The organism is Caulobacter sp. (genome assembly GCF_039596335.1).
Lineage (GTDB): Bacteria > Pseudomonadota > Alphaproteobacteria > Caulobacterales > Caulobacteraceae > Caulobacter.
On record NZ_JBCNJZ010000001.1, the window covers coordinates 666,255 to 687,309 of the forward strand.

General features: G+C 68.9%; 19 protein-coding genes. 9 read left to right on the forward strand and 10 right to left on the reverse strand.

What is annotated here, in order from left to right:
• Positions 1-3: 3 nt before the first annotated feature.
• Positions 4-240, forward strand: a complete 237-nt coding sequence (locus tag ABDW31_RS03255) for a DUF4170 domain-containing protein (RefSeq protein ID WP_172265883.1) — start codon at positions 4-6, stop codon at positions 238-240.
• Between the two features lie 134 nt (positions 241-374).
• Here ABDW31_RS03255 and ABDW31_RS03260 read toward each other — a convergent pair whose 3' ends face one another.
• Positions 375-1,040, reverse strand: coding sequence for a tyrosine-protein phosphatase (locus ABDW31_RS03260; protein WP_184716067.1), 666 nt, complete (start codon positions 1,038-1,040; stop codon positions 375-377).
• A 101-nt stretch (positions 1,041-1,141) separates the two neighbouring features.
• On the opposite strand from ABDW31_RS03260, the gene ABDW31_RS03265 reads away from it, so the two are divergent.
• From ABDW31_RS03265 to lpxK, 5 genes are read left to right on the forward strand one after another with little or no spacing between them, the layout of a single operon-like run.
• Complete coding sequence (locus ABDW31_RS03265) at positions 1,142-2,950, forward strand: ABC transporter ATP-binding protein (protein WP_184716065.1); 1,809 nt, start codon at positions 1,142-1,144, stop codon at positions 2,948-2,950.
• Entirely contained in the window at positions 2,947-3,645 is a 699-nt protein-coding gene (locus tag ABDW31_RS03270) for a lysophospholipid acyltransferase family protein (protein WP_184716063.1), read from the forward strand. The genes ABDW31_RS03265 and ABDW31_RS03270 overlap by 4 nt, the downstream gene beginning before the upstream one ends.
• Positions 3,646-3,675: 30 nt before the next feature.
• Entirely contained in the window at positions 3,676-4,680 is a 1,005-nt protein-coding gene (locus tag ABDW31_RS03275; protein ID WP_184716060.1) for a cation diffusion facilitator family transporter, read from the forward strand.
• The gene (locus tag ABDW31_RS03280; protein WP_184716058.1) at positions 4,677-5,921 is read left to right on the forward strand and encodes a 3-deoxy-D-manno-octulosonic acid transferase; all 1,245 of its coding nucleotides are present in this window, start codon (positions 4,677-4,679) and stop codon (positions 5,919-5,921) included. Before ABDW31_RS03275 ends, ABDW31_RS03280 begins: the two co-directional genes overlap by 4 nt.
• Positions 5,918-6,925, forward strand: coding sequence for a tetraacyldisaccharide 4'-kinase (gene lpxK, locus ABDW31_RS03285; RefSeq protein WP_184716055.1), 1,008 nt, complete (start codon positions 5,918-5,920; stop codon positions 6,923-6,925). Before ABDW31_RS03280 ends, lpxK begins: the two co-directional genes overlap by 4 nt.
• Here the strand turns inward: lpxK and ABDW31_RS03290 are convergent, their stop codons facing one another.
• The 3 genes from ABDW31_RS03290 to purD form a co-directional block, all read right to left on the reverse strand.
• The gene (locus ABDW31_RS03290; RefSeq protein ID WP_184716053.1) at positions 6,926-8,227 is read right to left on the reverse strand and encodes an amidohydrolase family protein; all 1,302 of its coding nucleotides are present in this window, start codon (positions 8,225-8,227) and stop codon (positions 6,926-6,928) included.
• A 7-nt stretch (positions 8,228-8,234) separates the two neighbouring features.
• On the reverse strand, positions 8,235-9,317 hold the full coding sequence (locus ABDW31_RS03295; protein WP_184716051.1) for a phosphotransferase family protein: 1,083 nt from the start codon (positions 9,315-9,317) through the stop codon (positions 8,235-8,237).
• 78 nt (positions 9,318-9,395) lie between these two features.
• Positions 9,396-10,676: a phosphoribosylamine--glycine ligase gene (gene purD, locus ABDW31_RS03300; protein ID WP_184716049.1), complete on the reverse strand. Its 1,281-nt coding sequence runs from the start codon at positions 10,674-10,676 to the stop codon at positions 9,396-9,398.
• Positions 10,677-10,745: 69 nt separating this feature from the next.
• Between purD and ABDW31_RS03305 the strand changes: the two genes are divergently transcribed.
• Complete coding sequence (locus ABDW31_RS03305; RefSeq protein WP_343698286.1) at positions 10,746-11,477, forward strand: hypothetical protein; 732 nt, start codon at positions 10,746-10,748, stop codon at positions 11,475-11,477.
• Positions 11,432-12,313, forward strand: a complete 882-nt coding sequence (locus ABDW31_RS03310; RefSeq protein WP_343698287.1) for a LytTR family DNA-binding domain-containing protein — start codon at positions 11,432-11,434, stop codon at positions 12,311-12,313. Before ABDW31_RS03305 ends, ABDW31_RS03310 begins: the two co-directional genes overlap by 46 nt.
• Here ABDW31_RS03310 and phoB read toward each other — a convergent pair.
• Genes phoB through pstC form a run of 5 tightly spaced genes read right to left on the reverse strand, consistent with a single transcriptional unit; the run spans position 12,310 to position 17,351 of the window.
• Entirely contained in the window at positions 12,310-13,002 is a 693-nt protein-coding gene (phoB, locus tag ABDW31_RS03315; protein WP_184716048.1) for a phosphate regulon transcriptional regulator PhoB, read from the reverse strand. The two genes, ABDW31_RS03310 and phoB, sit on opposite strands and share 4 nt — an antisense overlap.
• Positions 13,003-13,020: 18 nt before the next feature.
• Complete coding sequence (gene phoU / locus ABDW31_RS03320) at positions 13,021-13,710, reverse strand: phosphate signaling complex protein PhoU (protein WP_184716045.1); 690 nt, start codon at positions 13,708-13,710, stop codon at positions 13,021-13,023.
• Between the two features lie 16 nt (positions 13,711-13,726).
• The gene (pstB, locus tag ABDW31_RS03325; protein WP_184716044.1) at positions 13,727-14,569 is read right to left on the reverse strand and encodes a phosphate ABC transporter ATP-binding protein PstB; all 843 of its coding nucleotides are present in this window, start codon (positions 14,567-14,569) and stop codon (positions 13,727-13,729) included.
• Between the two features lie 54 nt (positions 14,570-14,623).
• The gene (gene pstA / locus ABDW31_RS03330; protein WP_184716042.1) at positions 14,624-15,916 is read right to left on the reverse strand and encodes a phosphate ABC transporter permease PstA; all 1,293 of its coding nucleotides are present in this window, start codon (positions 15,914-15,916) and stop codon (positions 14,624-14,626) included.
• Positions 15,909-17,351, reverse strand: coding sequence for a phosphate ABC transporter permease subunit PstC (gene pstC, locus ABDW31_RS03335; protein WP_184716040.1), 1,443 nt, complete (start codon positions 17,349-17,351; stop codon positions 15,909-15,911). The genes pstA and pstC overlap by 8 nt, the downstream gene beginning before the upstream one ends.
• Before the next feature lie 389 nt (positions 17,352-17,740).
• Between pstC and ABDW31_RS03340 the strand changes: the two genes are divergently transcribed.
• The gene (locus ABDW31_RS03340; protein ID WP_184716038.1) at positions 17,741-19,537 is read left to right on the forward strand and encodes a methyl-accepting chemotaxis protein; all 1,797 of its coding nucleotides are present in this window, start codon (positions 17,741-17,743) and stop codon (positions 19,535-19,537) included.
• Between the two features lie 10 nt (positions 19,538-19,547).
• Here the strand turns inward: ABDW31_RS03340 and ABDW31_RS03345 are convergent, their stop codons facing one another.
• Positions 19,548-20,900: an ATP-binding protein gene (locus ABDW31_RS03345; protein WP_343698305.1), complete on the reverse strand. Its 1,353-nt coding sequence runs from the start codon at positions 20,898-20,900 to the stop codon at positions 19,548-19,550.
• Positions 20,901-21,055: the final 155 nt, after the last annotated feature.

Consider the following 21,055-nt stretch of genomic DNA (forward strand, 5'->3'; position numbering starts at 1 on the left):
AACATGCTTCAAATGGCCGATAAACAGCTTCTCCATATCGTCGTAGGCGGCGAACTGAAGGACGTCGCGAACATCGAGTTCCGTGATCTGAGCCAGGTCGAGTTCGTCGGCGCCTATCCCAGCTACGAAGAGGCTCACAAGGCCTGGAAGGCCAAGGCCCAGGCGACGGTGGACAACGCCCACGCGCGGTATTTCATCATCCACGCCCACAAGCTGCTGGATCCGAGCAGCGAGGGCTGAGGCCTAACGGGAGCCGGGTCACTGGCCCCCACCTGACCGCTTCGCGGTCGTCCGCCCCCCAGAGGGGGCAGACGAAGACCCGTCTTCCCCCTCTGGGGGAGGAGGGCCGAAGGCCCGGAGGGGGCAAGTCGCCCCTATTCCCGCCGCAGCACCTTATCGACCAACACCTTCCCCAGCATGTTCGCCCGGAAGGTCTTCTTCATCGCGACCGGGTCGTAGTCGTCGCTCTCGACCCACTCGCTGAAGGTCAGCCCCTTGGGCTCGCCCACTTCCAGATACTGCTCGAAGGTGTAGTCCAGCACCCCGGTGTTGCCGTGCTTGATGTGCAGGTAGCGCGGCGACAGTTGCTCCATCGCTTCCCGGATCGGCAGGCCCAAGCGATAGTGGGCGTAGAACACGCTCATGATCCCGGCCCGGTCCGCGCCCGACTTGCAGTGCATCAGGGCCGGATATTCGATCTTGTCGAACAGCTCCTTCGCGCCCCGCACCCGCTCACGGATCGGCACCTCGCGCGACGTAATCGTGAAGTCGACGAAGTTCAGGCCCAGGCGCTGGCAGGCGTCCTTCTCCAGCGCGTAGAAGCTGCCGTCGAAGCCGCCGCGCAGATTGACGATGGTCTTGATGCCGCGCTTCTTCCACCAGGCCAGCTGGAACGGCCAGGGCTGGTTGGCGCGGACCATCTCGGGGCTGATCCAGTGTGCGTTGGAAAAGCCCAGCCGCAGATAGGCGTGGTCGTTCCACAGGAAGTCGAGATAGGCCTTGAACCGGCCCCAGGCGGTGGTCAGGTCGAACTTGGCCAAGCGGGCGCGATCCTTCGGAAATACAGCGCCTAAGTAGGCGGATCAGGCCGGAAAGGCAAAATCGCGTTGACAGCCACGTCTCGAAATCCGACCCCTCGGCCATGACGACCTCGGAACCCAAGCCGCTCTCCAACCGCGTCCTGATGGGCCGGATGTGGCGCGAGTTCCTGCAAGCCCGCTGGAAGGGCCTGGCGGTCTCGATGGTCAGCGCCGCGATCGTGGCCTTCCTGTCTGTGCAGTTGGCCCGGATCATCGAGCCGGCCATCGACCAGCTGATCACCCATCCCAAACCCAACGCCATCTGGCTGATCCCGCTGGGCATCGCCGCCCTGGCCCTGGCGCGCGGCGTGTTCCAGGTGATCCAGGCCAATGTCATCAACCGCATCGGCAACGGCGTGGTGGGCGACATGCAGGTGCGCCTGTTCGGCCGGCTGGTGCGCTCGGACCTGGCCCAGCTGCGCGGCGCGCACTCCGGCTCCTACGTCGCCTCGGTGCTGTATGACGCCGGCCTGATCCGCGAGGCGGCGACCACCGGCGTCGTCAACTATGTCCGCGAGTTCCTGACCGTGATCGGCGCGCTGATCGCCATGTTTGCGCTGGATCCGATCCTGGCCGCCGGCGTGCTGGTCGTGGCCCCTGTGGCCAGCCTGATCATGCGCGGCTTCTCCAAGAAGACCACCAAGGCCGCCAAGGGGGCCATGGGCGAGACCTCCAATCTCTCGACCGCGATCATGGAGAGCCTGGACGGCATCAAGATCGTCAAGATGGAGAACCGCGAGGCCCACGAGGAGGCTCGCGTCGGAGCCGTGGTCGAGCGTCGCCAGCGCCACCTGATCAAGGGCAGCAACGCCCGCGCCATGGCCGCCCCCGCCACCGAGACCTTCACCACCATCCTGGTGGCGCTGGTCTTCGTCTACGCCGGCTGGCGGGCGACCAGCGGCGTGCTGACCGTCGGCCCGTTCACCCTGGCCCCGATCACCGCGGGCGTGTTCTTCGCCTTCCTGACCAGCCTCTTGATGGCCGCCCAGTCGCTGCGCCAGGTGGCCAACCTGCAGACGGTGTTCAGCGAGGGCTTCACCGCCGCCCGCCGCCTGTTCGCCGCCCTGGACATCGCCCCGACCATCGTCGATCCGGCCGACACCCGCGCCCTGCCGGCCGGCGAAAGCGCCATCGCCCTGAAGGCCGTCCGCTTCGCCTATGGCCCGGACGCCCCCGCCCTGTCTGACGTCTCGCTGGAGGCCCGGCGCGGCGAGACCGTGGCCCTGGTCGGCCCCTCGGGCGGCGGCAAGAGCTCGATCCTGAACCTGATCCCGCGCTTCTACGACGTCACCGGCGGCTCGGTGGCGATCGACGGCCATGACGTGCGTTCGGTGACCCTAGCCAGCTTGCGCGACCGTATCGCCCTGGTCACCCAGGAGCCGTTCCTGTTCGACGACAGCATCCGCGCCAACATCGCCTATGCCCGCCCCGGGGCCAGTCAGCTTGAGATCGAGGCCGCCGCGCGCCAGGCCGCCGCCCACGACTTCATCCTGGCCTTGCCCGAGGGCTACGACACGTCCGTCGGCGAGGCTGGCGCACGCCTGTCCGGCGGCCAGCGCCAGCGCATCGCCATCGCCCGCGCCTTCCTGAAGGACGCTCCGATCCTGCTACTGGACGAGGCCACCAGCGCGCTGGACACCGAGAGCGAGGCCCAGGTCCAGGCGGCGCTGGAGCGGCTGATGACCGGCCGCACCACGATCTTGATCGCCCACCGCTTGTCGACCGTGAAGAACGCCAGCCGCATCTATGTCATCGACAAGGGCGCGGTCGTCGAGACCGGAACCCACGCCCAGCTGGTCCAGGCCGGCGGCCTCTATGCCCGCCTGGCCAAGGCGCAGGATCTCGACCATATGCCGGAGACTGACGCTTGAGGCCCCTGCGTTCGCCGTTCGTGATCTGGCTGCTGTCCTCGATCTTCGCTGGCTATTCCAAATTCGTCTTCAAGACATTGCGCATGACCGAAGAAGGCCGCGAGCAGGCCGAGGCCGTGTGGGCGCAAGGCCGTGAAACCGGAGCCGGCGCGATCCTGTGCTTTTGGCATTCGCGCATCCCGATGTCGCCGCTCAGCTGGCCGCAGGACCCCGGCCGCCAGGACATGCGCGCCCTGATCTCGCGCTCCAACGACGGCGAGTTCATCGCCCGCACGGTCGAGAAGCTGGGCTTCCCCTCGATCCGCGGCTCCTCGGCCAAGAAGACCGACCTGGCCAAGAACAAGCACGGCGAACAGGCCTTCCGCGACATGGTCAAGTGGGTGAAGGACGGCGGCGGCATCGCCATCACGCCGGACGGCCCCCGCGGCCCGGCCGAGCACATGGAGAAGGGCACGCCTTCTCTGGCCCGCGTCACCGGCGCGCCCGTGATCTTCGTCGGCCTGGCCGCCAAGCCCTGCATCCGCCTGGGCTCGTGGGACGCCACCATGATCCCCCTGCCCTTCGCCAAGGCCGCCATGGTCTGGGACGGCCCCACCGGCGCCGGCCGCGGCGACGATCCCGACCAGCTGGTCGCGGCGTGGGCGCAGCGCCTCTCGGCCGTCACTCGCCGCGCCGAGCAGCTGGTCGAAGATTGATCCCGCCGGTCCTTGGTGGGATGTAGGGCCATGCCGCACGATCATTCCGGACACGACCACAAACACGATCATGACCATCACGGTCATGACCACGCGCACGGTCACGGCCATCACCACCATGGGCACGGGCACGGCCACCACGGGCACAGCCACGCGCCCAAGGACTTCGGCCGCGCCTTCGCGATCGGTACGGCGCTGAACCTGGGCTTCGTGCTGGTCGAGGCGGGCGCGGGCCTCATCACCGGCTCGCTGGCCCTGCTGGCCGACGCCGGTCACAATCTGTCGGACGTGCTGGGCCTGCTGCTGGCCTGGGGCGCGGCCGTTCTGGCCAAGCGCGCCCCGAGCGCCCGCCGCACTTACGGCCTGCGCAAGGGCACCATCCTGGCCTCGCTGGGCAACGCGGCCCTGCTGCTGTTGGCCGTGGGCGCCATCGCCTGGGAAGCCGTGCGCCGCTTCGCCGATCCGCATCCGATCGAGACCGGTCCGGTGATGATCGTCGCCGCCATCGGCATCGCCATCAACACCGCCACGGCCCTGATGTTCATGAAGGGCGCCAAGGACGATCTGAACATCCGCGGGGCCTTCCTGCACATGGCCGCCGACGCCGGCGTCTCGGCGGGCGTGGTGATCGCGGCCCTGGCCATGGGCGTCACCGGCTGGTTGTGGCTGGACCCGGTAGTCAGCCTGGCCATCGTCCTGGTCATCGTGTTGGGCACCTGGGGCCTGCTGCGCGACTCCCTGGACATGGCCCTGGACGCCACGCCGCGCGGCATCGACGCGACGAAGGTGCGCGAGTGGCTGGCCACGCGGCCCGGCGTCAGCGAGGTCCACGACCTGCACATCTGGGCGATGAGCACGACAGAGACGGCGATGACCGCCCACGTGGTGCGGCCGCTGGACGGCGACCACGACCAGTTCCTGCACGACGCCTGCGCCGAACTGGCCAGCCGGTTCAAGATCGGCCACGTGACCATCCAGGTCGAGAGCAGCCACAGCGGCCACGCCTGCGCCCTGGCTCCTGAAGGCGTGGTGTGATCCGGCCCTCCGCCCTCAAGCTCTACCAGCTCGCCACGGGCCTGCTCGAACCCCTCGCCCCCAGCCTGCTGGCCGGCCGCGCCCGCCAGGGCAAGGAGGATCCCGCGCGCCTGAATGAGCGCCTCGGCCGCGCCGAGATCGCGCGCCCGGAAGGCCCGCTGGTCTGGCTGCACGGGGCCAGCGTCGGCGAAAGCCTGTCGATCCTGCCCTTGGTCGAGCGCCTGCGGGTCGAGCGGCCGGAGGTCACGGTTCTGGTCACCTCGGGCACCACCACCTCGGCCGCCCTGCTGGCCAGGCGACTGCCGGCCGGGGCGATTCACCAGTACGTGCCGGTCGACGCCCCCGGCGCGGCGCGGCGGTTTATCGCCCGCTGGAAGCCATCCCTGGCGGTGTTCGTGGAGAGCGAGCTGTGGCCGAACCTTCTGCTGGAGGCCAAGGCCGCCGGCACGCGCCTGGCCCTGGTCTCGGCCAAGTTGTCGGACAAGAGCTATGCCGGCTGGCAGAAGCGTCCCAACGCGGCCCGCCAGCTGCTGGGCAGCTTCGACCTGATCCTGGCCCAAGACGCCCGCGCTGCTGAGCGTCTCCAGGCCCTGGGCGGCGTGGTCGCCGGCGAGGCCGACCTGAAGTTCGGCGCCGCGCCGTTGCCGGCCATGGCCCCGGACATCAGCTTCGAGCGCCCCCCCTTGCTGATCGCCAGCACCCATCCGGGCGAGGACGAGATCGTGCTCGACGCCATCACCGCCCTGCCGGACCGTCCACCGGTCGTGCTGGCGCCGCGCCACGTCGAACGCGGCCCGGCGATCGTCGAGTTGGCCAGAGCCCGAGGCCTCTCGGCCAGCCTGCGCAGCCAGTCGCGGGAGCCTGCCGATATCCTGGTCGCCGACACCCTGGGCGAGATGGGGCTGTGGTTCCGCGTGGCCGGAACCTCGGTCATCGCCGGCAGCCTCGTGCCCGGCATCGGCGGCCACAACCCGCTGGAGGCCGCGCGCCTGGACAGCCCGGTGATCAGCGGCCCGTTCGTCGAGAATTGGACCTCGGCCTTCGCCGGCCTGGAGGCGGCTGACGGGGTGGTCATGACCTCGCCGGAAGACCTGCGCGATGCGATCGCCGCCGACCTTGCCGACCCTGCCTCCGCGAAGGCCCGCGCCGCCAAGGCCCGGGCCTATGTCGACGCCCGCGACCACGAGGCCCGCGCCGGCCTCTCCCGCATTCTCGAGCTCGTTCCCAAGATAGCCTCATGAAACTCGGCACGCCCCGCTGGTGGTACGTCAAGACGGGCGGTCCCGCCCCGCTGACCCGCGCCCTGCTGACTCCGCTGTCGTGGATCTGGTCCGACGCCACGCGCCGCCGCATTGCCCGCACCCGTCCAGCCCTGGTCGGCGCGCCGGTGATCTGCGTCGGCAACGTCACCATGGGCGGGGCCGGCAAGACCCCGATCGTCCGCGAGCTGTTGCTGATCCTGACCCGCCGGGGCGTCGCCGCCCACGGCCTGTCGCGCGGCTATGGCGGCAAGCTGAAGGGGCCGACCCGGGTCGACACCCACCGCCACACCGCCAAGGACGTCGGCGACGAGCCGCTGATGCTGGCCCAGGACTTTCCGATGTGGGTCGCGGTCGACCGCGTGGCCGGGGCCAAGGCGGCGACCGGCGCTGGCGCCCAGGCCATCGTCATGGACGACGGCCACCAGAACCCCAGCGTCAAGAAGGCTCTCTCGCTGGTTGTCGTCGACGGCGAGACCCGCGGCGGCGAGTGGCCGTTCGGCGACGGCCGCGTCTTTCCCGCCGGCCCGATGCGCGAGCCGCTGAAGGTGGGGCTGTCGCGCGCCGACGCGGTGATCGTGCTGCTGCCGGTCGATGTCGCGGAGCCGGACTTCGACCTGCTGGTGACCTTCGGCGACATGCCGGTGCTGGTCGCCCGCCTGGAGGCCGCCGCGCCTGTCCCTAAGGGCCCGCAAGTCGGCTTCGCCGGCATCGGCAAGCCCTGGAAGGTCGAGAAGGCCTTGACCGCCGCCGGCTGCCAGCTGGTCGACTTCGCCCCCTTCCCCGATCACGGCGAATATGACGAAGCCACCCTGAAGCTGCTGGCCGACCGCGCCCGGGTCTATGACGCGGGCCTGGTCACCACCGAAAAGGACTGGGTCCGCCTGCCCGCCAAGTGGCGCGAGCGCGTCACGCCCTGGCCGGTCCGCGCCCGCTTCGACGACGAGGCGGCGGTGGAGAAGCTGCTGGCCGACATCGGCCTTTAGCTACTTGTAGACCACCCCGCCCTTCACGACCGACGTCACGCGCTGGAGTTCGGTGACGTCCTTCAGCGGGTCGCCCTTCACGGCGATCAGGTCGGCGGCCTTGCCCGGCGCCAGGGTCCCGATCTCGCTGCTCAGCGAGAAGTGGGCGGCAGCGTTGACGGTGGCCGTCTGGATGGCCTCCAGCGGGGTCAGGCCCGCCTTGACCAGCAGGGCGAACTCGCCGGCGTTGTCGCCGTGGGCCGAGACGCCGGTGTCGGTGCCGAAAGCGATCTTCACCCCGCCGGCATGGGCGCGGCGGGCCATCTCCAGCATCTTCGGCCCAGCATCCAGGGCCTTGGCCGTCTGGGCCGGGGTCATGAAATTGTTCGGGCCCGAGGCGATCCGATAGACGAAGTCGCCGGCCATCAGGGTTGGGACCAGATAGGCGCCGTTCTTCTTGAAGGCGGCGATGCTCTCGGGGTCCAGATAGGTGCCGTGCTCGATCGAGTCGCCGCCGGCCTTCAGGAAGCTGTTGATGCCGTCGACGCCGTGGGCGTGGGCGGTGACCTTGCGGCCCATGCGGTGGGCGGTCTCGACGATGGCCGCCAGTTCGGCGTCCGAGAACTGCTGGTTCAGGCCTGCGGCGGTGTTGGAGAGTACGCCGCCAGTGGCGGTGATCTTGATGATGTCGGCGCCCAGCCAGACCTGCTCGCGCACGGCGCGGCGGCAGTCGTCGGGCCCCGAGCACACCGAGGTCGGCCGCAGCACGTGCATGACCTCCTCGCTGTAGCCGTTGACGTCGCCGTGGCCGCCATGGACCGACACGGCCGAGCCGGCGGCGATCACGCGCGGACCGGGCACGTCGCCGCGCTTGATGCCCTCGCGCAGGGCGAAGATCGCCTTGTTGTCAGCCCCGAGGTCCGCGACCGTCGTGAAGCCGGCCATCAGGGTCTTGCGGGCGAAGCCGGCCCCGACCAGGGCGTCGTCGGCGGCCGAGCGGGTCACTGCCTGCAGCCGGCCGTTGGGGTTCTGCTCGCCGGTCAGGTGGACGTGGCTGTCGATCAGGCCGGGCAAGACAAAGCTGTCCTTCAGGTCGACCACCGTCCCGCCGGGCTCGGCGACATAGCCGTCGACGATGCGCGCGACCTTGCCGTTCTCCAGCACCAGGGTCTTGGCCGTCTCGACCTTGCCGCTCGCCGGGTCGGCCAGCAGGCGGCCGGCCTGCACGAAGACCGTCCCATTCGTCGAGCTTTGCGCGCACGCGGCGCTGCTCAGCGCCCCAGCTAGAACCAGAGCGCCGACACCCGCCAGATACGTCTTCATGAAACCCCTAAGCCCCCGCTTTTTGCGCGAACTCCCAGGCGCCCTTGGCCAGGACCGGCACGCGCGCTTCCATCAGCTGCGCATGGGCGCTGGCGGCCGTGCCGTCACGGACGCGGCCGACGATCCCCTGGCAGATGCCGGCCAGTCTGAAGAGGTTGTAGCTGAAATACCAGTCCAGCTCGGGCAGGCCGTCGCGGCCGGTGGCCTTGCAGTAGCGCTCGACCGCCTGCGGGATGGTCGGGACGCCATAGGCCTGCAGGTCGGCGATCTCGGCCAGGCCGCCACGCTGGTCGGACGGCATCACCCAGTTCATCAGGAAGTAGCTGAAGTCGGCCAACGGATTGCCCAGGGTCGACAACTCCCAGTCCAGCACGGCCACCACGCGCGGTTCGGTGGCGTGCAGAATCATGTTGTCCAGGCGGTAGTCGCCGTGGACGATCGAGGTCTTGTCGTCGACCGGGCAGCTCTTGGGCAGCCAATCGATCAGCTGCTCCATCTCGTCGATCGTCCGGGTCTCCGAGGCCTTGTACTGCTTGGTCCAGCGGTCGATCTGGCGGGCGAAATAGTTGCCGGGCTTGCCGTAGTCGGCCAAGCCCACGGCCGCGTAGTCGACATTGTGCAGAGCCGCCAGGGTGTCGATCTCGGCCTCATAGATCGCCCGGCGCTCGGCGGGCTGGTAGTCCGGCAGGGTCCCGTCCCACAGGATCCGGCCTTCGACATTGTCCATGACGTAGAATATCGTGCCAATCACGTCCTCGTCCATGCACAGGGCGTAAGCCTTGGCGACGGGGAAGTCGGCCTTGTTCAGGCCGGAGATCACCTTGAACTCGCGGTCGACGGCGTGGGCGGACGGCAGCAGCTTGCCCGGCGGCTTGCGGCGCAGGACGTATTTCTTGGCCGGCGTGACCAGCTGATAGGTCGGGTTGGACTGCCCGCCCTTGAACTGGCGCACCTCCAGCGGGCCCGCATAGCCCTCGACATTGGCTTCAAGCCAGGCGGCCAGCTTGGCCTCGTCGATCGCGTGGCGCGGGTCGACAGGCTTGGTGCCCGAGTTCAGATCCTGGGCGGACTGTTCAGCGGCTTCAGCCATGCGCTTTCTCCCCAACGCTTGTTTGAAAGGGAGTTTAGAGCGTGGGGCGCGGGTGGCAAGCCTCTCCCGGCGGCAGCCTCAGCCCTTCAGCGCCCGCCACCCGATGTCGCTGCGGTAGAAGCCGCCTTCCAGGCTGATGGTCCCGAGAGCGGCATAGGCCACGTCGCGGGCCTCGTGCAGGGTCGCGCCCAGGGCGCAGACGTTCAGCACCCGGCCGCCAGACGCCCGAAGAGCGCCTTGCGCGTCGCGGGTCGTGCCGGCGTGGAAGACCACCGCCTCGTCGCCGAAGTCGGCCTCAGCGTCCTGGATCAGGCCGCCAGTCTTGGGGGCGTCGGGATAGCCCTCGGCCGCCAGCACCACGCAGATCGCCGCCTCCTCGCGCCACGTCGGCGGCTCGGCCGAGGCCAGCTCACCCTTGGCGCAGGCCAGCAGGATCGGAACGATGTCGCTCTCCAGGCGAAGCATCAGGGTCTGGCACTCGGGATCACCGAAGCGGGCGTTGTATTCCACGAGCTTCGGACCCATCGGGGTCAGCATCAGGCCGGCATAGAGCACGCCGACATAAGGATTGCCCTCTGCGGCCATGCCCTCGACGGTCGGCACGATCAGTTCGCGCCAGGCCTGGTCGATCAGGTCCGGGGTCAGGACGGGCGGCGGCGAATAGGTGCCCATGCCGCCGGTGTTGGGACCCTCGTCGCCGTCATAGGCGCGCTTGTGGTCCTGGGCCGCGCCGAACAGCACCGCGGTCTTGCCGTCGGAGAGGGCGAACAGCGAGGCCTCCTCGCCGTGCATGAACTCCTCGATCACCACCCGTGCGCCGGCCGAGCCGAAGCGGCCGCCCAGCATGTCGAGCACGGCCGCATCGGCGGCGGCGCGGTCGCGAGCGATGACCACGCCCTTGCCGGCGGCCAGGCCGTCGGCCTTGATCACGAACGGGGCCTCCAGCGCATCCAGGAAGGCGCCGGCCGAGGCCGCGTCCTCGAACACGCCATAGGCCGCCGTCGGCAGACCGTGACGATGGCAGAAGTCCTTGGTGAAGGCCTTGGAGGTCTCCAGCTGCGCCGCGCGCTGGCTGCCGCCGAAGCAGGGAATGCCGACCTCGGCCAGCTTGTCGGCCAGACCGACTTCCAGCGCCGATTCCGGACCGACCACCACCAGATCCGCGCCGATCTCCTGGGCCAGGGCCACCAGCGCATCGGCGTCGGTCGCCTTGACATTACGCAGCTCGGCGACGGCCGCGATGCCCGGATTGCCCGGGGCGGCGACGAGGCGGCCGCACAGCGGCGACTGGGCGATCTTCCAGGCCAGGGCGTGCTCACGCCCGCCGGACCCGACGAGGAGGATGGTCAGCTTTTCCATGAGGCCGGGGTGTGGCTTGGGCGCGGCCTCGGGTCAAGCCGTTCGCCCCTCGCGGCTGTCGTTCGCCCCATGACCGTGGCGATACCGGCGCTGATCGCCAGGGTGCGGTTCATGGACAAGCTGATCTTCTCGCCCGCCCTCGCCGTACACGTCGCGTGCGGCTTTGCCCTCGTCGCCGTCGGTCTGATGCCGATCCTGACCCGCAAGGGCTCGCGGCTGCACCGCCTGTCGGGCCGGGTCTTCGTGGCGCTGATGAGCGTCCTGCTGGCCGCCGCCTGGGTGATGACGGCGCTGCACTTCAGCGCCTACTTCGCCGCCCTCTCGGCCACCGCGACCCTGACCCTGTTCTCCGGCGTGCGGGTGCTGCGGCGAAAGCGACCGGACCTGGATCCTCGCCAACGCGCCACCGTCCTCGACTGGGGCGTCACCCTGGCCGTGCTGGCCATCGGTGCCTGGGTGCTGACCCTGGTGATCCAGGGTCGGACCGGCAAACAGGCGGCGGTCAGCGCCGCGCTGGTCTATGCCTGCTTCACCTATGGCGGCTGGGACCTGTGGCGGTTTCTTCGCCCGACCGACTGGCCTTTCTCGCCGAACCTCTGGACCTATGAGCACCTGGTGAAGATGCTGAGCGCCTATGGCGCGGTGATCAGCGCCTTCTCGGGCAACTACCTGAACTTCCTGCCGACGCCCTGGAGTCAACTCTGGCCAACCCTCCTGTTCCAACCGATGGCCGTGATCTGGATCCTGGCCCTGCTGTGGCGACGGCGTCGCCGGCCTGGGAGCCTGTCGGCGGCCGCCTGAGCCGGATCTCGACCGCCGCCTGGGTATGGGCGTTCACCGCCTATGCCTGGGCGATGACCACGGTCTGCGCGGCCTGGTTCGCCCGGCGGATGGCCGAGGATCGCAGCCGGTCGCTGTCGGTGCTGGAGTCGCTGACCTGGCAGGGCGGCGTCTATGCCGCCTGGCTGCCGGCGGCCGTAGCCGTCTGGTGGCTGCTGCGTCGGTTCGGTTCGGGCGCGATCGGCATGCTGGCGCTGTACCAGGCCGGCGCGCTGATCGTGCCGCTGGAGGCCCTGGTCTCGGCGACGATCGACGCCCAATACATCGCTGGTCCCGAGATCGCCGCGCGGACGTTCGGCCGCCTGCCGGTCAGCCTGCTGCTCTACACCGCCATGATCGCCATCGGCCTGGCCGCCGCCAACCATCAGCGCGCCGCCGACGAGAAGAAGCGCGCCCGGGTGCTGGAGACCGCCCTGACCGAAGCCCGCGAGGCCCTCTCCCAGGCCGCCGCCCCAGCCCAGCTACCGTCGCCCGAGCGCCTCATCGTGATGAGCGCCGCGCGACGCGTGCCCGTCGACATCGCCGAGGTCGAATGGTTCGGCGCGGCCGACAACTATGTCGTTGTCCACTGGTCCGACCGCGAAGGCCTGCTGCGCAGCACGCTGCAGGCCCTGGAGGCCCGCCTGGACAGCAAGATCTTCGCCCGCTGCCACCGTTCGACCCTGGTCAACCTGGCGCGCGTGCGCGCCGCCGCCCCGCTGTCGGACGGCTCCTGGCGGCTGACCATGGAGAGCGGCGCGGAGGTCGTGACCAGCCGCACCTATCGCGACGAGCTGCTGAAGCGGCTCGGGCTCTAGGCCGCGTCCAGATCCAGCGAGTAGCCGGCCGAGCGGACAGTGCGGATCGGGTCGCCGTCGGCGTCGCCATTCAGCGCCTTGCGCAGGCGGCCGATGTGGACGTCCACGGTGCGGGCCTCGACATAGACGTCCGAGCCCCAGACGGCGTCCAGCAGCTGTTCGCGGCTGAACACCCGGCCCGGGTGCTGCATCAGATAGTCGAGCAGGCGGAACTCGGTCGGGCCCAGGTGGATCTCCTTGCCACCGCGCTTCACGCGGTGAGCCACCCGGTCGATGATGATGTCGCCGACCGTGATGCGGTCGTCGGCCAGGCCCGGGCGGATGCGACGCAGCACGGCGCGGACGCGGGCGGTCAGCTCGACCATCGAGAACGGCTTGACCACGTAGTCGTCGGCGCCGGTGTCGAGGCCGCGGATGCGATCGCTTTCCTCGCCGCGCGCGGTCAGCATGATGATCGGCACGTTGCGGGTCTCGGCCCGGCCGCGCAGGCGGCGGCAGACCTCGATGCCCGAGACCTTCGGCAGCATCCAGTCGAGGATGACCAGGTCCGGGGCCCGCTCGTTGGCCATGATCAGGGCTTCCTCGCCGTCGCCGGCCACGCCAACGCGATAGCCTTCCTTGTCGAGGTTGTAGTGGAGCAGCGTGGCCAGAGCGTCTTCGTCTTCGACCACCAGAACGTACGGAGTCACTTCAGCCGCCTCTTTCGATTATTGCGACACGACGTCCAGCTTCGGACGCTGGGACACCAGCTCCTCGCCGGTCAGTTCGAAATGGATGATCTCGGCGATGTTCGTGGCGTGATCGCCGATGCGCTCGAGATTCTTGGCGACGAACAGCAGGTGCGCGCACGCGTTGATCGTGCGCGGGTCGCCCATCATGTAGGTCAGCAGTTCGCGGAAGATCGAGTTGTAGTGCTCGTCGACCTCCTCGTCGCGGCTCCACACGCCGATGGCGCGCTGGAGGTCCGAGGTCGTGTAGGCGTCCAGCACGTCCTTCAGGCGGCCCTGCACCAGGCGGCCCATGCGCTCGATAGAGCGGGTCAGGGCCGTCATCGGGTCGGCTTCGGTCAGGATCAGGGCGCGCTTGCCGATGTTCTTGGCCATGTCGCCGCAGCGTTCCAGGCTCATCGAGATCTTCAGAGCGGCGACGGCGTGACGCAGGTCCACGGCCATCGGCTGGCGCAGGGCGATCAGGCGGAACGCCTTGCGCTCGATCTCGCCCTGCAGCGAGTCCAGCCGCTCGTCGCCGGCGACCACGGCCTGGGCCAGCGGGGCGTCGCGGCGGGCGATGGCGCCGATGCTGTCGGCGACCTGGGCCTCGGCCAGCCCGCCCATGCGGGTGACTTCAGCCGTGAGGTGGGCCAGCTCTTCGCCGTAGGATTTGACGGTATGTTCCATGTCGGCTCCCTCCCGCTTAGCCGAAGCGGCCGGTGATGTAGTCCTGGGTGCGGCTGTCGCGAGGATTGGTGAACATCTCCTCGGTCGGACCGCTTTCGACCAGCTTGCCCAGATGGAAGAAGGCCGTGCGCTGCGAGACGCGGGCGGCCTGGGCCATCGAGTGGGTGACGATGACGATGCAGAACTGCGTGCGCAGCTCGTCGATCAGTTCCTCGATGCGGGCGGTGGCGATCGGGTCCAGAGCCGAGCAAGGTTCGTCCATCAGGATGACTTCGGGCGACACGGCGATGGCGCGGGCGATCACCAGACGCTGCTGCTGGCCGCCCGACAGGCCGGTGCCCGGCTGGTGCAGACGGTCGGCGACTTCGGTCCAGAGGCCGGCCTTCTTCAGGCTGCTCTCGACGACGGCTTCCAGCTCGTCCTTGCGCGTGGCCAGGCCGTGGATGCGCGGGCCGTAGGCGACGTTCTCGAAGATGGTCTTCGGGAAGGGGTTGGGCTTCTGGAACACCATGCCGACGCGCGAGCGCAGCACCACCGGGTCAACGCTCTTGGCGTTGACGTCGGCGCCGTCGATCTCGATCGCGCCCTCTACGCGGGCCGAGGGGATGGTGTCGTTCATGCGGTTGATGCAGCGCAGGAAGGTCGACTTGCCGCAGCCCGACGGGCCGATGAAGGCGGTGACCGACTTGCCCGGGATGTCCAGGCTGACGTCGAACAGCGCCTGCTTCTCGCCGTAGAACACCTTGACGTCGCGTGCGCGGATCTTCGCCTCGCCGATCGCGGCGCCGGCGTGGGCGTGCGGGACCGAGGTGTGGATGGCCGGCGAACGGGCGGTGTCGTCGGGGCTCTGGGTGGTCATGGCGTGTCCCTGGACGAGGGGCGAAGCGAGGGGGTTCAGGATCCGGGTCATGCTCTACCAGCGGCGCTCGAAGCGGCGGCGCAGGATGACGGCCGCGGCGTTCATGAGGATCATGAAGACGAGAAGGACGATAATGGCGGCGGCGGTGCGCTCATGGAAGGCCGCCTCCGAGGCGTTCTCCCAGATGAACACCTGGACCGGCAGGACGGTGGCCGCGCCGGTCAGACCGTCGGGCACGCCGGGCACGAACGAGACCATACCGATCATCAGCAGCGGGGCGGTCTCGCCCAGGGCGTGGGCCAGCGAAAGGATGGCGCCGGTCATCACGCCGGGCATGGCCAGCGGCAGCACGTGGTGGAAGACCGTCTGGGTCTTGGACGCGCCGACGCCCAGGGCGGCTTCGCGGATCGACGGCGGCACGGCCTTCAGGGCCGAGCGGGTGGCGATGATCACGGTCGGCAGGGCCATCAGGGCCAGCACCAGGCCGCCGACCAGCGGCGAGCCGCGCGGCACGTTCAGCCAGTTGATGAACAGCGCCAGGCCCAGCAGGCCGTAGACGATCGACGGCACGGCCGCGAGGTTGTTGATGTTGACCTCGATGATGTCGGTCCAGCGGTTCTTCGGGGCGAACTCTTCCAGATAGACGGCGGCCAGCACGCCGACCGGCACCGCGATCAGGGCGGTGATCAGCAGCATCATGGCCGAACCGATCACCGCGCCCAGCACGCCGGCCTGCTCGGGCTCGGTCGAGTCGGAGTTGGTGAAGAAGGCGGTGTTGAAGCCCGAGGTGACCATGCCCGCGCCTTGCAGCTTGTCCAGCCAGTCCAGCTGGATGTTGGTCAGCTTGCGATCGCCTTCGGGCGTCTCGCGCTTCATCTCGCCCTTGAAATAGAGGTCGGCGTCGGCCTTCAGCGGCCCCTTGATCTCGACGGTCTTGCCGATCACGCTCTGGTCGGCCTTGACCATGTCCAGCAGCTGGAAGCCCAGGTCGGTCGAGACCAGCTCCATGACTTCGCTGGAGACGGTGCCGTAGTCGTCGTCCTGCACGCCCAGCTTCTTCATCACCGCCTCGGCGACGATGTAGTCGTAGTTGACGCCGGTCAGGTCGGTGCGGTCGATCCGCTCGGGATTGACGTAGACCGGCAGGCTGATCGTGTGGGTCTGGAAGGTCGTATAGCCCTGGCCGACGACGCGGCCGACCAGCACGACCAGGAAGATCATGGCGATGACGATCGCCGCGATGCCTTGGGCCTTGAACAGGCGCTCGGCGCGGTGACGCTTCTTCAGACGGGCTTCGGCGGCCGACTGGCCGGGGCGCGCGACCGCGCCGAGGGTCGCGTCAGTCATATTGTTCCCGGTACTTCTGGACGATGCGCAGGGCGATGATGTTCAGGGCCAGGGTGACCACGAACAGGGTCAGGCCCAGGCCGAAGGCCGACAGGGTCTTGGGGCTGTCGAACTCCTGGTCGCCGGTGAGCAGGGTCACGATCTGGACGGTCACGGTGGTGACGGTGTCGAGCGGGTTGGCGGTCAGCTTGGCCTGCAGGCCCGCAGCCATGGTCACGATCATGGTCTCGCCGACGGCGCGGGACACGGCCAGCAGCATGGCGGCCATGATGCCCGGCAGGGCGGCCGGCAGGACCACCTTCTTGACCGTCTCGGACTTGGTGGCGCCCATGGCGTAGCTGCCGTCGCGCAGGGACTGCGGCACCGCGTTGATGATGTCGTCCGACAGCGAGGAGACGAACGGGATCAGCATGATCCCCATCACCACGCCCGCCACCAGGGCCATCTGGTTCTGGACTTCCATCAGATACTGGCCGACGCCATCCAGCGGACCGCCGATCAGCATCGCGCCAATGGCGTTGAAGCCGGCGCGGAACAGCGGGCCCACGGTCAGGGCGGCGAAGAAGCCGTAGACGACGGTCGGCACGCCGGCCAGGACCTCAAGCAGCGGCTTGACCAGGCCGCGCACCGGGCGGCTGGCGTATTCCGACAGATAGATCGCCGAATAGAGGCCGACGGGCGCGGCCACCAGCATGGCGATGAACATGATCAGGAAGGTGCCGGCGAACAGCGGCACGGCCCCGAAGGCGCCCTCGGACGCGACCTGGTCGGCGCGCATGGCGATCTGCGGGCTCCACTCGGTCCCGAACAGGAACGAGATCGGATTGACGCTCTGGAAGAAGCGCCAGCTTTCCCAGACCAGCGACAGCACGATGCCCAGGGTGGTCAGGACGGCGGCGACCGAGCAGGCGATCAGCAGCGCGCCGATCCAGCCTTCCACCCGGTTGCGGGCGCGGAATTCCGCCGAGATGCGCGGCACCGCCAGCAGGAAGCCGGCCAGGGCCAGCACGCCGGCGGCGGCGATCATGCCGATGTTCAGCAGGGTCTCGATGCGCTTGGCCTGGGCGACCTTGGCGTCCAGAGCGGTCTTCAGCTCGCCCTCGTAGAGCACTTCGCTGGGCGTCTGGCCGGCGGCGATGGCGTGGGCGTCGCTGTAGAAGACGTCCTGGCGGCTGGGCTCCAGGGCCTGGACGGCGGCGGGACGCTCCGATTGCAGGACCGCGTCCTCGATGCGGCCGCCGAACGCCGCGCCCAGCAGCAGCAACAGCGCCGCCGGGGCGCCGGCCCACAGGGCGGCATAGGTCCCGTAGTAGTTGGGCAGCGAATGCAGAGCGCTGGCGCGTCTGCCCGCGGTCGCCACGGCGCGACGACGACCGGCCAGGAAGGCCGCCGTTGAAAACAGCGCCAGGACGAGAAGCGAAAGCCAGGTCAGCATGCGTGAGGCTAATCTTGCGCGAAGGTTTCGAAGGTCCCGCAGGAGCGCGCGCCTTCCGGGATCGATCTATGCCGCCCCGCAGCTGTGCTTATGCGACGCTTTCATGACAGTTTGACGACAGACCCCAGTGTCTGGCGAGCCCTGCCTAAGACTCTGAACTATGGGGACCGTCATTATGTCGCACCCAGATCGGGGGCCTGCGACATCATGGACATTCTACTGGCTTTCCCTTTGCGTATCAGCGGTTTGCGATTGAGCCATCGGGAAGCATCGCTCAAAATTCAATCGCACACGTTCAATTAGCTCGCTCATCTTCAGCACTTGTTGACTGAGCCGTGGCTTCTGTCCTGCCCTACAACAACCGCCCTCTCCCCAGGAGCGCCGAAGCGATGATGTTCCAGCGTTCGCATGCCCAAGCCGTAGAGACCCTGGCCGCCCTGGATCGCTCCCTGGCGACGATCGAGTTCGACCCGACCGGCAAGATCCTCTCGGCCAACCCCAATTTCTGCGGCGCGATGGGCTACAAGCTCGAAGAAATCATCGGCAAGCACCACAGCATGTTCGTTGAGGCCGCCTACGCGACCAGCAGCGAATATCGCGCCTTCTGGGACAAGCTGGGCCGCGGCGAGTTCGACGCCCGTGAGTATCTGCGGGTCGGCAAGGGCGGGGCCGAGGTCTGGATCCAGGCCTCCTACAACCCGATCCGCAACAACCGCGGCGTGGTCACCCGCATTGTCAAGATCGCCACGGTGATCACCGACCAGAAGCAGAAGAACGCCGAGCACCAGGGCAAGATGGAAGCCATCAGCCGCGCTCAGGCCGTCATCGAGTTCACGCCCGAGGGGCAGATCCTCTGCGCCAACAGCAACTTCCTTGAGGCGATGGGCTACACCCTGGACGAGATCAAGGGCCGCCATCACCGGATCTTCGTCGAGACCGCCTACGCCAACTCGGCCGACTACGGCGAGTTCTGGCGCCGCTTGAACAGCGGGGAATTCGTCGCCGCCGAGTTCAAGCGCGTGGGCAAGGACGGCCGCGAGGTCTGGATCCAGGCCTCGTACAATCCGATTTTCGACCACAAGCGCCGCATCGCCAAGGTCGTGAAGTTCGCCACGGTCGTCACCGGCCGCGTCCACGCCGTCAACGAGATCGCCACCGGCCTGGAGCACCTGGCCAGCAACGACCTGACCTATCGCATCCAGAGCCAGGTCGATCCGCAGTTCGACAAGGTCCGCAACGACTTCAACACCGCCATGTCGTCGCTGGACGACGCCATGGGCGTGGTCGCTCACGCCACCCGCGGCGTCGGGGCCGGGGCCCACGAGATCTCGATCGCCTCCGACGACCTGTCGCGCCGCACCGAACAGCAGGCCGCTAGCCTGGAAGAGACCGCCGCAGCGCTGGACGAGATCACCGCCACGGTCAATCGCAGCGCCGAAGGGGCCAAGCAGGCCTCGGCCACGGCGACCGGCGCCCGCGCCGACGCCGCCCGCTCCGGCGAGATCGTCGCCGACGCGGTAGCCGCCATGAGCGAGATCGAAGGCAGCTCGACCAAGATCACCAGCATCATCGGCGTGATCGACGAGATCGCCTTCCAGACCAACCTGCTGGCGCTGAACGCCGGCGTCGAGGCGGCGCGTGCTGGCGAGGCCGGCCGTGGTTTCGCCGTCGTCGCCCAGGAAGTGCGGGCCCTGGCCCAGCGCTCGGCCGAGGCCGCCAAGGAGATCAAGACCCTGATCGCCAACTCGACCGCCCAGGTCGATCGCGGCGTCAAGCTGGTCGGCGAGACCGGCACGGCCCTGTCGGCCATCGTCGCCAAGGTCAGCACCATCGACGGCCTGATCTCCGAGATCGCCCAGTCCTCGCGCGAGCAGGCCACGGGCCTCTCCGAGGTCAACACCGCCGTCAATCGCATGGACCAGGTCACCCAGCAGAACGCCGCCATGGTCGAGGAAGCCAACGCCGCCTCCACCAGCCTGCGCAGCGAAGCCGAGGAGCTGGCCCACCTGGTCGCCCGCTTCACCGTCAGCGCTGGCGAGGAAAAGCCTGCGCAGATCCAGCGTCCGGCCCGCGCGCCCGCACCGGTGATGCAACGCACTGCTCCACGTCCTGCCGCCGTTCGTTCGGCCGGTCGACCGGGCAGCGCTCAGTTGGCCGTCAAGGACGACGAGTGGACCGAGTTCTAGGTCACGCCTCTTAAGCCTCGGCGGCCACCGGCGGCGGAATCGGCGCGGGGTCGCCCGCCCCCTTGGCCATCGGCAGATAGACGCCGAAGGTCGCGCCCTCGCCCTGCACGCTCTCGACCGTCATGCCGCCGCGGTGGCGGTTCATGATGTGCTTGACGATCGCCAGGCCCAGGCCGGTGCCCGAACGCTCGCCGCTCTTCTGGCCCTCGACTCTATAGAAGCGCTCGGTCAGGCGCGGCAGGTGCTCGCGCGCCAGGCCCGGCCCACGGTCGGTCACCCGCAGCACAGCATAGCGCTCGCCGGCGTCGTGGTCGGGGGTCAGCAGCGACAGGCGCGAGGCGATCGGATCACGCGCCGCCGCGGCGGCCTCGGCGCCCAGGCCGGGGAAGATCTCGATCCGCACCACCCCGCCCTCGGGCGTGTACTTGATGGCGTTGTCGATCAGGTTCTGGATCACCTGGATGATCTGGTCGCGGTCGCCGTCGACCACCGCCCCGCCACGCGGCGGCAGCACCGGGTCGAAGGTCACCACCTTCTCGCGGGCCTGCGGGGCCAGGGCGTCGATGACGTCGACGGCGGCCATGGCCAGATCCACCCGGCCCAGCGGCGCGATGTGCTCGTTCAGCTCGATTCGCGACAGACTCATCAGGTCGTCGATCAGACGCGACATCCGCTCGGCCTGGGCCAGCATGATGGCCAGGAACTTGTCGCGCGCGCCCGGATCGTCCTTGGCGTGGCCGCGCAGGGTCTCGATGAAGCCCGACAGCGACGCCAGCGGCGTGCGCAGCTCGTGGCTGGCGTTGGCGAGAAAGTCGGCGCGGGTGCGCTCGCTGCGGCGGGCGTCGGTCTCGTCGCGCAGCGCCAGCAGCGCCAGGCGCGAACGGCCGGAGGTCTCGCGCAGCGGCCGGGCATGGGCCAGCCAGGCGCGGCCCTGGGCGCCGCCGGTCTCGAACTCGACCACCCCCTCGACGCCGCCGAACAGCGCCTCGTCCACCGCCTCCAGCACGCGCGGATTGCGCACGGCCGTGACCAGCAGCGCGCCCTGGTGCTGAATCTTGAAGAGGTCGCGGGCCACGGCGTTGGCGAACAGGAAGCGGCGGCCCGTCAGGTCGTCGGCCTCCTCGGCGCTGATCACCATCAGGGGATCGGGCAGGCGGTCGAGAATCGAGGCGAAGGGCGGAATCTCTTCGGCCGCGGCCGCCGGGGTCAGCGCCGCGCCGGGGCTGGGCCCCACGTCGGTCGCCTGGCTGCGCTGTGATAGCCAGTAGACGCTGCCGCCGACCGCGATCGCCGACAGGATCGCCGGCACGGGCTGGGCCTGTCCCGTCACGGCCAGCCCCAGCAGGACGCCAGGGCCGATCATCTGGGGCCAGAACGCGCGTGGGCGGCGGCCTTGCGGTCCGTCGGAGAGCGGGTTCGCCAGCGGCATGGGGAGGCTCACGGTTTCAAGCCAGAAGCGATTCGACGAACCAGATATGGCGCCCCGCCAAGCCATGCGATAGACGGTTGGCGCCTTAG

Excerpts from the sequence above, each read along its gene's own strand:
- ABDW31_RS03255 (WP_172265883.1), top strand. The coding sequence starts at position 4 with ATGCTTCAAATGGCCGATAAACAGCTTCTCCATATCGTCGTAGGCGGC.
- ABDW31_RS03265 (WP_184716065.1), top strand. The coding sequence starts at position 1,142 with ATGACGACCTCGGAACCCAAGCCGCTCTCCAACCGCGTCCTGATGGGC.
- ABDW31_RS03275 (WP_184716060.1), top strand. The coding sequence starts at position 3,676 with ATGCCGCACGATCATTCCGGACACGACCACAAACACGATCATGACCAT.
- lpxK (WP_184716055.1), top strand. The coding sequence starts at position 5,918 with ATGAAACTCGGCACGCCCCGCTGGTGGTACGTCAAGACGGGCGGTCCC.
- ABDW31_RS03290 (WP_184716053.1), bottom strand. The coding sequence starts at position 8,227 with ATGAAGACGTATCTGGCGGGTGTCGGCGCTCTGGTTCTAGCTGGGGCG.
- ABDW31_RS03295 (WP_184716051.1), bottom strand. The coding sequence starts at position 9,317 with ATGGCTGAAGCCGCTGAACAGTCCGCCCAGGATCTGAACTCGGGCACC.
- purD (WP_184716049.1), bottom strand. The coding sequence starts at position 10,676 with ATGGAAAAGCTGACCATCCTCCTCGTCGGGTCCGGCGGGCGTGAGCAC.
- ABDW31_RS03305 (WP_343698286.1), top strand. The coding sequence starts at position 10,746 with ATGACCGTGGCGATACCGGCGCTGATCGCCAGGGTGCGGTTCATGGAC.
- phoU (WP_184716045.1), bottom strand. The coding sequence starts at position 13,710 with ATGGAACATACCGTCAAATCCTACGGCGAAGAGCTGGCCCACCTCACG.
- pstB (WP_184716044.1), bottom strand. The coding sequence starts at position 14,569 with ATGACCACCCAGAGCCCCGACGACACCGCCCGTTCGCCGGCCATCCAC.
- pstA (WP_184716042.1), bottom strand. The coding sequence starts at position 15,916 with ATGACTGACGCGACCCTCGGCGCGGTCGCGCGCCCCGGCCAGTCGGCC.
- pstC (WP_184716040.1), bottom strand. The coding sequence starts at position 17,351 with ATGCTGACCTGGCTTTCGCTTCTCGTCCTGGCGCTGTTTTCAACGGCG.
- ABDW31_RS03340 (WP_184716038.1), top strand. The coding sequence starts at position 17,741 with ATGATGTTCCAGCGTTCGCATGCCCAAGCCGTAGAGACCCTGGCCGCC.
- ABDW31_RS03345 (WP_343698305.1), bottom strand. The coding sequence starts at position 20,900 with ATGATCGGCCCTGGCGTCCTGCTGGGGCTGGCCGTGACGGGACAGGCC.